Annotated in this window: 11 protein-coding genes; 8 read left to right on the top strand and 3 right to left on the bottom strand. The window is 63.1% G+C overall.

Going from position 1 to position 11,485, the window contains the following annotated elements; translation table 11 throughout:
- The first annotated feature begins 7 nt into the window (after window positions 1–7).
- The 4 genes from ACOJB8_RS05405 to derI all read left to right on the top strand — a co-directional run bounded on the left by ACOJB8_RS05405 (window position 8) and on the right by derI (window position 3,490).
- Window positions 8–1,099 (top strand): ABC transporter permease, encoded by a 1,092-nt coding sequence (locus tag ACOJB8_RS05405; RefSeq protein WP_475011364.1) that lies wholly within the window; start codon window positions 8–10, stop codon window positions 1,097–1,099.
- A gap of 69 nt (window positions 1,100–1,168) precedes the next feature.
- Window positions 1,169–2,119 carry a D-ribose ABC transporter substrate-binding protein gene (locus ACOJB8_RS05400; protein ID WP_069267210.1) on the top strand — a complete coding sequence of 317 codons (951 nt, stop codon included), beginning with the start codon at window positions 1,169–1,171 and terminating at the stop codon, window positions 2,117–2,119.
- Between the two features lie 110 nt (window positions 2,120–2,229).
- The gene (locus tag ACOJB8_RS05395) at window positions 2,230–2,991 is read left to right on the top strand and encodes a triose-phosphate isomerase (RefSeq protein ID WP_069267211.1); all 762 of its coding nucleotides are present in this window, start codon (window positions 2,230–2,232) and stop codon (window positions 2,989–2,991) included.
- A gap of 43 nt (window positions 2,992–3,034) precedes the next feature.
- Window positions 3,035–3,490 carry a D-erythrulose-4-phosphate isomerase gene (gene derI, locus ACOJB8_RS05390; RefSeq protein WP_069267212.1) on the top strand — a complete coding sequence of 152 codons (456 nt, stop codon included), beginning with the start codon at window positions 3,035–3,037 and terminating at the stop codon, window positions 3,488–3,490.
- A gap of 32 nt (window positions 3,491–3,522) precedes the next feature.
- Here derI and ACOJB8_RS05385 read toward each other — a convergent pair whose 3' ends face one another.
- Both ACOJB8_RS05385 and ACOJB8_RS05380 read right to left on the bottom strand, forming a co-directional pair.
- Window positions 3,523–4,179: a methionine ABC transporter permease gene (locus ACOJB8_RS05385; RefSeq protein ID WP_069267213.1), complete on the bottom strand. Its 657-nt coding sequence runs from the start codon at window positions 4,177–4,179 to the stop codon at window positions 3,523–3,525.
- A gap of 42 nt (window positions 4,180–4,221) precedes the next feature.
- Entirely contained in the window at window positions 4,222–5,037 is an 816-nt protein-coding gene (locus tag ACOJB8_RS05380) for a MetQ/NlpA family ABC transporter substrate-binding protein (protein WP_475011360.1), read from the bottom strand.
- A gap of 293 nt (window positions 5,038–5,330) precedes the next feature.
- Between ACOJB8_RS05380 and ACOJB8_RS05375 the strand changes: the two genes are divergently transcribed.
- Both ACOJB8_RS05375 and ACOJB8_RS05370 read left to right on the top strand, forming a co-directional pair.
- Complete coding sequence (locus ACOJB8_RS05375) at window positions 5,331–6,059, top strand: basic amino acid ABC transporter substrate-binding protein (RefSeq protein WP_256094936.1); 729 nt, start codon at window positions 5,331–5,333, stop codon at window positions 6,057–6,059.
- A 62-nt stretch (window positions 6,060–6,121) separates the two neighbouring features.
- Entirely contained in the window at window positions 6,122–6,904 is a 783-nt protein-coding gene (locus ACOJB8_RS05370; RefSeq protein WP_069267215.1) for an amino acid ABC transporter permease, read from the top strand.
- A gap of 63 nt (window positions 6,905–6,967) precedes the next feature.
- Here the strand turns inward: ACOJB8_RS05370 and speB are convergent, their stop codons facing one another.
- Window positions 6,968–7,921: an agmatinase gene (gene speB / locus ACOJB8_RS05365; RefSeq protein ID WP_368729177.1), complete on the bottom strand. Its 954-nt coding sequence runs from the start codon at window positions 7,919–7,921 to the stop codon at window positions 6,968–6,970.
- 326 nt (window positions 7,922–8,247) lie between these two features.
- On the opposite strand from speB, the gene ACOJB8_RS05360 reads away from it, so the two are divergent.
- Window positions 8,248–9,942, top strand: coding sequence for a 5-guanidino-2-oxopentanoate decarboxylase (locus ACOJB8_RS05360; protein ID WP_475011353.1), 1,695 nt, complete (start codon window positions 8,248–8,250; stop codon window positions 9,940–9,942).
- A complete protein-coding gene (locus ACOJB8_RS05355; protein ID WP_475011351.1) occupies window positions 9,939–11,432 on the top strand; it encodes an aldehyde dehydrogenase family protein in 1,494 nt (497 codons plus the stop codon). The genes ACOJB8_RS05360 and ACOJB8_RS05355 overlap by 4 nt, the downstream gene beginning before the upstream one ends.
- Window positions 11,433–11,485 lie beyond the last annotated feature (53 nt).

Below are 11,485 nucleotides of genomic sequence, written 5' to 3'. Positions count from 1 at the left end.
ATTCAACATGAACCATGCCGCCAAAACACCGAGATCCAGTCGCTTCGGCGGAGAAGGGCTTGACTTCGGCAAGATCCTGCTCGAAGGACGTGCGTTTTTCGCGCTGATCGCCATCGTCATTATCTTTTCCTTTCTGTCACCAAATTATTTCGCACTAGAAAACTTCCTGACGATGGCCTCGCACGTGGCCATTTACGGGATCCTTGCGATCGGCATGCTGCTCGTGATCATCAACGGAGGGATCGACCTCTCGGTCGGCTCCACGCTCGGACTCTCCGGTGTCGTCGCGGGATTCTTCATGCAGGGCGTGACGCTGAATATGCTCGGCGTCGTGGTGTATCCGCCGGTCTGGGTGGTGGTCGTGCTGTGCTGCGCGCTCGGCGCGCTCATCGGCCTCGTCAACGGGGTTCTCATCGCGCGCTTCCGGGTGCCGGCCTTCGTCGCCACGCTCGGCGTCATGTATGTCGTGCGCGGGTTCGCACTGCTGATGACCAACGGGCTCACCTACAACAACCTCGGTGGACAGGCAGACCTGGGCAATACCGGTTTCGACTGGCTTGGTTTCGACCGGCTGTTCAACGTGCCGGTGGGCGTACTGATTCTGGTGGCGATCGCAGTGCTCTGCAGCATCATGCTCAATCGCTCGGCATTCGGCCGCTGGCTCTACGCCTCGGGCGGCAATGCCCGCGCGGCGGAACTCTCCGGCGTGCCGGTAAAGCACGTGCAGATCAGCGTGTACATGCTCTCGGGCACCTGCGCGGCGATCGCCGGTCTGATTCTCTCCTCGCAGCTCACCTCCGCCGGTCCGACGGCGGGCACGAGCTACGAGCTGACGGCCATCGCGGCAGTGGTGATCGGAGGCGCGTCGCTGATGGGCGGCACCGGCAATATCCGCGGCACGCTGCTCGGCGCATTCGTGATCGGCTTTCTGTCCGACGGTCTCGTGATCATCGGCATTTCATCTTACTGGCAAACCGTATTCACCGGCGCGGTCATCGTCCTCGCGGTGTTGCTGAACGCCATTCAATATCGCCGCCGTGTCAAGCGTCCCGCGCCGACCGGTGGACAACTGGCTTCTTCGCAAGGCGGCAAGGCCTGAGCCATACGGCCGGCAAGCGAGAAGTGAATTGACGCTTTTCACCATCATCCACTGAGGAGGAGACAACTCATGACCTTCAAGACAAAGACCACGATCCTTGCGGCCCTGGCCCTGGCCGCACCCTTGTTCGCCGGACAGGCTCAAGCCGCCGGCCTCATCAGCATCATCGTCAACGATCCTGCGAACCCGTACTGGCTGGCCGAAGGCAACATCGCTTCTGCCGAAGCCAAAAAGCTCGGCTACACCGCGAATGTTTCCGCGTCGAAGGGCGACACGAATACCGAGAGTCAGCAGATCGACACCGCCATCACCAACAAGTCGGTCGCGATCATTCTCGACCCGGCCAACGCGAGCGGTTCGGTTGGCGCCGTGAAGAAGGCGATCGCCGCGAAGATTCCGGTGTTCCTCGTCAATGCGGAAATCAATCAGCCGGGCCTCGCCAAGGCGCAGCTGGTGTCGAACAACGCTCAAGGCGCCGCCCTGGGCGCCCAGCAATGGGTCAAGGACGTCGGCTCGAAAGACAACTACGTCGAACTGCTCGGCGCGCCGTCCGACAACAACGCCGCGACGCGCTCGAACGGCTACAAATCGGTGCTGAGTCAGTATCCGGATCTGAAGATGGTGGGCTCGCAAGTGGCCAACTGGGATCGCACACAAGGTTTCAACGCCACGCAGAGCCTGATGCAGGCGCATCCGGACGTTATCGGTGTCATCAGCGGCAACGACGAAATGGCGCTCGGCGCGATCGCCGCGCTCAAGCAGGCAGGCAAGCTCAAGAGCGTGAAGGTCGGCGGCTTCGACGGTTCGCCCGCAGCAGTCGACGCGGTCAAGGCCGGCGAGTTGCAATACACCGTGCTGCAGCCGGTCGCCGAGTTCTCGGCCAAAGCGGTGCAGGAAGCAGATCAGTACCTGAAAACCGGCAAGACGGGCGCATCGAGCGAGAAGCAGCTGTTCGATTGCGTGCTGATCACCAAGGCGAACGCGTCGAAGTACACCGCGCCGTTCGTGCTGTCGAAGTGAGTTGACTGGCGTATTGATCACTGTGCCGGACTGGCGGGTCGAGCCACTCCCGCCGGTTCCGGCGCGACATGCGCTGTGAGACGTGAGCGCATAGGCGCAACAAGGTAACCATGACTGATTCCCTCTTTTGGGTCGGCACGAGCTGGAAGATGAACAAGACGCTGGCGGAAGCGATCGCTTTTGCCGAGCGCATGTTTGCCAGCCCCGACGACCCGCGAATTCAGTGCTTCGTGATTCCGCCTTTCACCGCGATTCGGGAAGTCAAATCCATTCTTGCGGAGACCGACATCAAGGTCGGCGCGCAAAACATGCATTGGGCCGAGCACGGCGCCTGGACCGGTGAGATAGCGCCGCCGATGCTGGTCGATTGCGGCATGGACCTCGTCGAACTCGGTCATTCCGAACGGCGCGAGCATTTCGGCGAAACTGACGACACCGTTGGCCTCAAGGTCGAGGCAGCCGTGCGCCATGGGCTGACGCCCTTGATCTGTGTTGGCGAGACGCTCGCCGACAAGCAAAGCGGCCGCGCTGCAGAAGTGCTGGCTGGCGAGGTCCGCGCTGCGCTGGCAAGACTCAGTACGGAACAGCGCGCAGCGCCGATTCTGCTCGCGTACGAGCCGGTGTGGGCCATTGGCGAACGTGGTGTTCCCGCCAGCCCCGAGTACGCCGATGCGCGACAGGCGGAAATCATTCAGGTCGCGCAGGCGATTCTCGGCCGCCGCATCCCGTGCCTGTACGGCGGCTCGGTCAACCCCGACAACTGCGCGGAGCTCACCGCCTGCCCGAATATCGACGGGCTCTTCATCGGCCGTTCGGCGTGGGATGTGAGCGGGTATCTGGACATATTGAAGCGCGTCGGGGCAGTGCTCTGACCTCGATGCGGGCTTGCCAACCCTTATTCTCAAGGAGATCGTCATGAAAGTGGCCATTGGAGGCGACAGTGCCGGAGTCGGATTGGCCCGGGTGCTGGCCGACTATCTGAAAGATCGTTTCGACGTTTTCGAAGTGTCGAGCAACGAAGCGAATCCGAACGAGTTTTACGCCAATCTCTCGGACCGCGTGGCGTCGGGCGTGATCAGCGGCGCATATGACCGCGCGATTCTCGTGTGCGGCACCGGCATCGGTGTCAGCATTTCGGCGAACAAGGTGCCGGGCATTCGCGCCGCGCTGTGCCACGACACCTATTCGGCGGAACGCGCGGCGCTCTCGAACAATGCGCAGATCATCACAATGGGTTCGCGCGTGATCGGGCCGGAGGTGGCCAAGGCCATTGCCGACGCGTTTCTGGACAACACGTTCGACGAAAACGGGCGTAGCGCGGGGAACGTCGCGGCGATCAACGAAGTGGATTCGAAATATCACCACCGGTAACTCGACGGATTTCCCAGCGCGGCTGGGTGTCGTCAGCGCTTGCGATCGACACGGCGCGCAAAATACTCGCCGACCAGCTGAATCACCGATACGAGCGCGACCAGAATAAAGATCACGACGATCATTACCTGGGTCTCGTAGCGTTCGTAGCCATAGCGAATCGCCATGTCGCCAAGGCCGCCGCCCCCGACGGCGCCAGCCATCGCCGACATGTCGATCATCGCGATTGCCGTTACCGTGACGCCGCCGAGAATGCCCGGCAGCGCTTCGGGCAACAGCACGTGGTGGACGATCTGGGAGCGTTTGCAGCCCATCGCGCGCGCGGCTTCGATGAGCCCTGGCTCCACGCCCCCGAGATTGACCTGGACGATGCGCGCAAAGAACGGAATCAGGTTCGCGCTCAACGGCACGACGGCAGCCCACGCGCCCAGCGTCGTACCGACAATGAAGCGCGTGACCGGCAGCAGTGCAACCAGCAGGATGATGAAGGGGATCGCGCGGAACATGTTGATGGCGGTCGAGAGCGCCTTGTGCAGTAACGGTCGCGGATAAAGTCCGCCTGGTGCGCTCACCGTGAGCACGATCGCGAGCAGCATGCCAGCGACGATCGCGATCAGCATGGAGGCACCCACCATGAGCAGGGTCTGCAGCAGGGCCTGCACGTAGCGGTCAGCCAGGGTTGGCGACATAACGTTTCACCTCGATGGAAGCATGCGCAGGCATGCGCAATATCAGAATGCGGGAATCACCGACCCATTGAAGTGTGTCTGGATAAAGTGTCTGACTTCCTCTGACTGATACGCCTTGACGAGCTTCGGCACCCACGGCGCGTTGCGGTCCTGCTCGCGCACCGCGATGATGTTCACGTAGGGGTTGTGTTCCTTGTGCTCGACGGCGATGCCGTCACGCGTGGCGTACAGTCCCGCCTCGGACGCCACGTTATTGACGATGGCCGCGGCATCCACGTCGGGCAGCGAGCGCGCCTGGACCAGCGGGTCCGCCTCGACGAAATTCAGCTTGCGGGGGTTGGAGCGCACGTCCTGTAGCGAAGCGGTGCCGGTGTAGGGATCGAAGCCGTCGCGCAACGTGATGAGCTTGTGATCGCGCAGGATCACGAGGGCCCGGGTCTGGTTGCTCGGGTCGGCAGGAATGCTGACCGTTGCACCGACAGGAAGCGCCTCGAGCGACTTGTACTTCTTCGAATAGAAGCCGATGGGCGAAATATACGTGTCGCCAGCCGCCACGATCTTGTAGCCGCGCGACTTGACCTGATCGCGCAGATACGGAATGTGCTGGAAGGAATTGGCGTTCAGATCGCCGTTGTTCAGCGCCTCATTCGGGCTCGCGGTACCGCTGATGACGATGGCCTCCACGTCTAGCCCGTCCTTTTTTGCAACCTGCGTGACGACCTCCCAGATTTGCTCGTCTACGCCACCGGCCACGCCCACCTTGAGCGGCGTCGGCGCGCCGGCGGAGTAGGCGGGACCGCTGGCAAACGGCAGCACGAACGCGAGCGCGGCGAGAATGGGCAGAGTGCGTCGAATCATGAAGATGGCTCCGGGGTGAAAGGATGAGTTGATACGCCGGGCCATTATAGGAACGCGGATCTGCGTGGCACTACGAATGGATTGTCGAATGCTAATGACGCGCGGCGGTCCACCTATAGCCAGCAGGCCTGCTTAACGTGACGCGTTACGGTTGCCATGCGCCGCGATCGAAACGGGATGTAGACGAATTTTGGCTGATAGGCTTTTTAGTGGTTTGCTATATACTTTTCCAACTTTTCTTGTCCCGGGGCGACGACGCTGTGAAAAAAATCCTCCTCACCCTTGCCGCCTCGGTGGCAGCCTGTGCCATCTGGTCAGTCGCCGCGCACGCGGAAGACCGCGAACTGGTTGTGGCATCGAGCGCGACCTATACACCGTTCGCGTTTGAAAACAAGGACAAGCAGATCGTAGGCTTTGACATCGACATCATCGACGCGATCGCGAGGCAGCAGCATATGAAACTGCGTATCGTGAACACGCCGTTCACGAGCATCTTCGCGTCGCTCAACAATGGCGACGTGGACCTGGTCATCTCCGGCGTCACGATCAACGATAAGCGTAAGCAGAGTTTTGACTTCTCGGCGCCGTATTTCGACGCACGCCAGCTGATCGCGGTGCCGAAGAACAGTCCTGTGAAGTCGCTGAAGGACCTGGATGGCAAGAAGGTCTCCGTGGTGAGCGGTTCCACGGCCGACGATGTCATGAGCCGTGAGGTGGGCAAGACCAACCCGAATATCCGACGTTTCGAGAGCACGCCGCTCATCATTTCCGAACTCGCCTCAGGTGGTGTAGACGCGGCAATTGGCGACAACGGTGTCATTGCGTACCGGGTATCGCAGAATCCTGGCCTCAAGACCGTGGAAGACGCGAATTTCCCCAAGGAATACTACGGAATCGTGGTCCGCAAAGGCGACAAGGCCCTGCTGGACAAGATTAACGCCGGGTTGGCTGCGATCCGCGCAGATGGCAGCTACAACGTGATTTACAAGAAGTGGTTCAACCAGGACTTCAAGCCGCAATAATGGCGTGATGCACCGGCGCGCGCCGGGCCCGCCCGAGCTTCAGCCTTTTATTGAAAGCGAGCATGGAAGACAGCAATCCGGTCATGTGGTTCGGCTGGTTCCGCCCGGACATCCTGGTGGAGTACAGGCAACTGTTCTGGGAGGGGGCGTTGGTCACCGTTGGCACGACGGTGGCCTGCGTGCTGATGGGCTGCGCCTTGGGCCTCTTGTTGGCGCTCGCGCGGCTTGCCGACGCGAGGCATCAGCCGTGGCGGGCGGCGTGCAAATATGTGCTGCGCTGGCCGTCGACGGCTTATGTGAGTTTCTTTCGCGGCACGCCGTTGTTCGTGCAGATCTTGCTGATGCATTTCGCGGTGATGCCGGTGTTCATCCATCCGGTGCACGGGCTGTTGATCAGCGGCGATCTGGCTCGAACCTTGAAGCAGAATCACGGGGCGCTGATCTCCGGCGTAGCGGCGCTGACGCTGAATTCCAGCGCCTATATCTCCGAGGTGTTTCGCGCAGGCATCCAGTCGATTGCGATCGGCCAGAGGCAGGCGGGCCAATCGCTGGGCATGACGCACGGGCAGATGATGCGTTATGTTGTGATCCCCCAAGCCTTCCGGCGCATGCTGCCTCCACTGGGCAACAACGTGATATCGCTGCTCAAGGACACGTCGTTGATCTCGGCAATCGGTCTCGGTGAGATGGCCTACGCTGCACGCACAGTGGCCGGCGCTTACGGCCGCTATTGGGAGCCTTACCTGGCGATTGCCGCAGCATACTGGCTGATGACGTTGGCGCTGACAATGGGCCTGCGCAGGCTGGAGGATCACCTGGCGCGAACCGATCACGTCGCACGATAATCCGATATCTAAAGACTGACGGCAGCAGAGCGGGGTCGCCGCCAAGCTTCGCGATATCCCGAGTCACGCGCGGCGCTTCACACCCGGCAGTACGCAAAGCGCTTCATAAGCGAGATTGGCGGCAAGCAGGGCGGTGGTGCCGAACGGATCGTACGGCGGGGCGACTTCGACCACATCCGCGCCCACCAGGTCGAGCCCCCATGCGCCACGAATGATTTCGAGGGCTTGCGGGACCGTCAGTCCTGCGATCTCCGGCGTGCCGGTACCGGGCGCGTACGCCGGGTCGATGCCGTCGATATCGAAACTCAGATACACCGGCCCTCCGCCAACGCGCTCGCGCACCTCTGCCATCAGCGGTTCGAGCGAGCGGTTCCAGCACTCCTCGGCCTGCACTACGCGAAAACCCTGTTCGCGACACCAGTCGAAGTCTTCTGCGGCGTAGCCGGTGCCGCGCAGACCGATCTGCACCACACGCTGGCAGTCGAGCAGCCCTTCCTCGACCGCGCGGCGAAACGGTGTGCCGTGCGCAATCTTCTCGCCCATCATCGTGTCGTTGACATCCGCGTGCGCGTCGACGTGTATCAGGCCGACCTTGCCGTGCTTGCGATGAATGGCACGCAGGATCGGCAGCGTGATCGTATGGTCGCCGCCTAGCGTGACCGGCGTAGCGCCGTGGCTCAGGATGGCGTCGTAGGCCGTCTCGATCCGTGCGATCGAATCGGGGAGGTTGTACGGATTGATCGCGACATCGCCGATATCCGCGACGCGCAGCGAATCGAACGGCGCGGCGCGTGTCGCCATGTTGTACGGGCGCAGCAACACCGATTCGGTGCGAATCTGGCGCGGCCCGTAGCGCGCGCCGGTGCGATTCGATGTGCCCAGATCGAACGGCACGCCAACGAAGCAGGCATCGAGCCCTTCGGCGTTCTCCACGTTGGGCAGTCGCATCATCGTCGCGATCCCGCCGCAGCGCGGCATCGCGTTGCCGCCCAGGGGCTGGAAATATTCCATGTTCACGATTCGCTCCAGTTGCATTCAGTCGGATGCTTAAAAAGCATTCGGTGAATGCATTTTCTGCGCGAGGCGGGACACGAACAATCGAAATAATTTCATGCGACGCATGTCCTCCCGTCATGGATCGGCGTAAACCCTCGCACCTCGCCGTGCATAGGCGGGTTTTCCTCAGGTCATGCAAGAAGCTCATGCACCGCATGAAAACATATCGATTGTCCGCGCCGCGCGGCGCCGCCGAGAATGGTTTGGACAACGACGCAGATGCGTGTGCATAGGCCAATCGGGCCGGCATCTGCATCGGACGGTACCAACCAGGAACGCGACCATCCATGAACTATCCGGAATTCACCGCCAGCTTCGAGGAAGCCGGCGCGCGGCCAATGCAATGGCCCCATACAACGGGCCAAACCTGCGGCGAGGCACTCGTCACCCTGCTCGAAGGATACGGCGTCCAGTACGTGTTCGGCATTCCGGGCGTGCATACGGTCGAGCTTTATCGGGGTCTCGCCGCTTCGTCCATCCGCCACGTCACGCCGCGCCATGAACAGGGCGCGGGCTTCATGGCGGACGGCTATGCACGCGTGACCGGGAAACCGGGCGTGTGCTTCATCATCACGGGGCCTGGCATGACAAACATCGCGACCGCGATGGCACAGGCGTATGCCGACTCCATTCCGATGCTGGTGATATCGAGCGTGAATGCACGCCGCGAACTGGGCAACGGAGACGGACGCCTGCACGAACTGCCATCGCAGCGCGACGTATTCACTGGGCTCACCGCGTTCTCGCACACGCTGCTCGATGCTGCGGAACTGCCCCAGGTGCTGGCCCGCGCATTCGCCGTTTTCGGCGGCGCGCGGCCGCGTCCGGTGCACATCGAGATTCCGCTGGACGTAATCGTCGCACCCGCTCGCGGCATGAACCTGATGCCAGTCGTCCTGCCAGCGAGGCCGGCGGGGTGCCCGGTGGCCCTCGCTGCGGCGGCAGACCTGCTTGCCACGGCGCGCCGTCCACTGATTCTCGCTGGCGGTGGCGCGCTGCACGCCGCGGCCGAACTGCAGGAACTCGCCGAGCGCCTGCAGGCGCCGGTTGCGCTGACGATCAACGCCAAGGGCTTGCTGCCGCCCGAGCATCCGCTGTTGCTCGGCTCGACGCAATCGCTGCCGCCAACGCGGGCGCTGGCCCGCGAAGCGGACGTCGTGCTCGCGGTCGGCACCGAGTTGGGCGAAACCGACTACGACGTGGTGTTCGACGGCGGCTTTTCGATCGAGGGCCGGCTGATCCGCATCGACATCGACGCGCAGCAACTGATGCGCAACTTCAGTCCCGACGTGGCCATCCCCGCCGACTCGCGGCAAGCGCTTGGCAGCCTGTCGACGCGGCTGCATGAACGCATCATGTCGGCGCGTCAGCGCGAGTGGGGCGCGCAGCGGGTCGCGCTCGCGCGGCAGGCCGTGGAGGCCGGCTACGACGCGCCGACACGCTCGCAGAAGCGCCTTGTCGACACGATCACTGCCGCGTTACCACACGTCATCATCGCGGGCGACTCGACCAGTCCCGTGTATGCGGGCAACTTCGTGCACGACGCACCGCAGCCGCGTTCATGGTTCAACTCGTCGACTGGCTACGGCACGCTGGGCTATGGGCTTCCCGCGGCGATTGGCGCGAAGCTCGCGGCGCCCGATCGCCCCGTGGTTTGCCTGATCGGCGACGGCGGTCTGCAGTTCACGCTGCCGGAACTCGCGAGCGCCGTGGAAGCCAGGGTACCCGTGGTGGTTCTCTTGTGGAACAACTTCGGCTACGGCGAGATTCGCCGCTACATGACGGCGCGCGACATCGTGCCGGTCGGCGTCGATATCCACACGCCGGATTTTCTCGCACTGGCGCGCGGTTTCGGCTGCGTGGCGGCTCGCGTGGATACGCCCGATGCGCTTGCTGCCGAGCTGCAGCAAGCCGTATCGCGCGACATTCCGACCGTGGTCGAAGTGAACGAAGCCGACTGGTTTGCGCGGGTGCCGGCATGAAGCAGCATGAAGGGTTCGAGCTGCGTACGCAGCTCTACATCGACGGCTTCTGGTGCGCGGGCGAGGGCGGGCGGCGTCTGACGGTCGTCAACCCATCGACCGAAGAAACGATTGCCCACGTCGAGGCTGGCAACGCCGCCGATGTCGATTGCGCGGTGCGTGCCGCCGCGCGGGCCTTCCGCACCTGGAAGAAGACAACCGCCGCGCAGCGTGCAACCTTGCTGCGTGCGATCGCCAGCGGCGTGAGCGACCGGCGCGAGCATCTGGCGGCGCTGCAGTCGCTCAACAACGGCAAACCGCTGGAGGAAGCGCGAATCGACGTGAGCGACGTGATCGCCACGTTCGAGTACTACGCGGGCCTCGCCGAACAACTCGACGCAGTCGGCGAGTCCGTGGTTGCCATTCCCAGCGACGACTATCGGGCGAGCGTCCGGCGCGAGCCGGCGGGCGTGGTCGCGCTGATCGTGCCGTGGAATTTCCCGATGGTCACGACGGCGTGGAAGCTCGCGCCTGCGCTTGCGGCCGGCTGCACCGTCATTCTCAAGCCATCCGAAATAACGCCCCTGCCTGAGCTGGAGCTTGCGGCAATCATCGCGGAGGCCGGTGTGCCGAGAGGCGTGGTCAACGTCGTGACGGGCACGGGCACCGAAGTCGGGGCGCCGTTGGCGTCACACCCGCTCGTCGCGAAGGTTTCCTTTACCGGCAGCACTGCGGTTGGGGCGCAGGTCATGAAAACCGCTGCGGATACGATCAAAGGCGTGAGTCTGGAACTGGGCGGAAAGTCCTCCATTATCGTGTTCGCCGATGCGGACCTCGATCTCGCCACCGACCTCGTTGCGGGCGGCGCGTTCTTCAATGCCGGCCAGATGTGCTCGGCCACTTCGCGCGTACTGGTCGAGCGACCGATAGCGGACGCACTCGCGGCGCGGCTCGCCGACCGCGCAACGCGCACGGTCGTCGGCGATCCTTTCCAGCCCGGCGTGCAGATGGGGCCACTCACCAACCGCGCGCAGTACGACCGCGTGCAGCGCTGCATCGCGCACGGCAAGGCCGACGGCGCGCGTCTCGTGATCGAAGGCGAGGCGCCAGCCGGTCCCGGCTACTTTGTGAAACCGACGATGTTCGTCGATATCCCGGCCGAAAGCCCGCTGTGGCGCGACGAGATCTTCGGCCCCGTGCTGTGTCTGCGCAGCTTCGATACCGAGGACGAGGCCATCGGCGCGGCCAACGATACCGAGTTCGGCCTGGTCGCCACGGTCGTCACGCGTGACGCCGGGCGGGGCAGGCGCGTGGCGGCCGAACTGGAAGCGGGCGTCGTCTGGATCAACGCGCCGCAGGTCATCTTTCCTCAGACCTCATGGGGCGGCTACAAGCGCAGCAGCATCGGGCGCGAGCTGGGTCCGTTCGGGCTCGCCGCCTTCCAGGAAATCAAGCAGGTGCTCATGCCTGCCGGGGCCGCCGCGGCTCCGGAAAACGTTCGCGGTGCATGAGCTTTTGTCATGGCGCGCATGCAGAGATTTCGTTTGTTGCGGGTTTTTGACGC

The organism is Paraburkholderia sp. BR10141 (genome assembly GCF_056155635.1).
This window is presented reverse-complemented; position numbering and strand designations above follow the sequence as displayed.

What these genes read in the sequence shown, in the direction of transcription:
- ACOJB8_RS05385 (WP_069267213.1), bottom strand. Translation starts at nt 4,179, where the DNA reads ATGTCGCCAACCCTGGCTGACCGCTACGTGCAGGCCCTGCTGCAGACC.
- derI (WP_069267212.1), top strand. Translation starts at nt 3,035, where the DNA reads ATGAAAGTGGCCATTGGAGGCGACAGTGCCGGAGTCGGATTGGCCCGG.
- ACOJB8_RS05370 (WP_069267215.1), top strand. Translation starts at nt 6,122, where the DNA reads ATGGAAGACAGCAATCCGGTCATGTGGTTCGGCTGGTTCCGCCCGGAC.
- ACOJB8_RS05380 (WP_475011360.1), bottom strand. Translation starts at nt 5,037, where the DNA reads ATGATTCGACGCACTCTGCCCATTCTCGCCGCGCTCGCGTTCGTGCTG.
- ACOJB8_RS05355 (WP_475011351.1), top strand. Translation starts at nt 9,939, where the DNA reads ATGAAGCAGCATGAAGGGTTCGAGCTGCGTACGCAGCTCTACATCGAC.
- ACOJB8_RS05405 (WP_475011364.1), top strand. Translation starts at nt 8, where the DNA reads ATGAACCATGCCGCCAAAACACCGAGATCCAGTCGCTTCGGCGGAGAA.
- ACOJB8_RS05400 (WP_069267210.1), top strand. Translation starts at nt 1,169, where the DNA reads ATGACCTTCAAGACAAAGACCACGATCCTTGCGGCCCTGGCCCTGGCC.
- ACOJB8_RS05395 (WP_069267211.1), top strand. Translation starts at nt 2,230, where the DNA reads ATGACTGATTCCCTCTTTTGGGTCGGCACGAGCTGGAAGATGAACAAG.
- ACOJB8_RS05360 (WP_475011353.1), top strand. Translation starts at nt 8,248, where the DNA reads ATGAACTATCCGGAATTCACCGCCAGCTTCGAGGAAGCCGGCGCGCGG.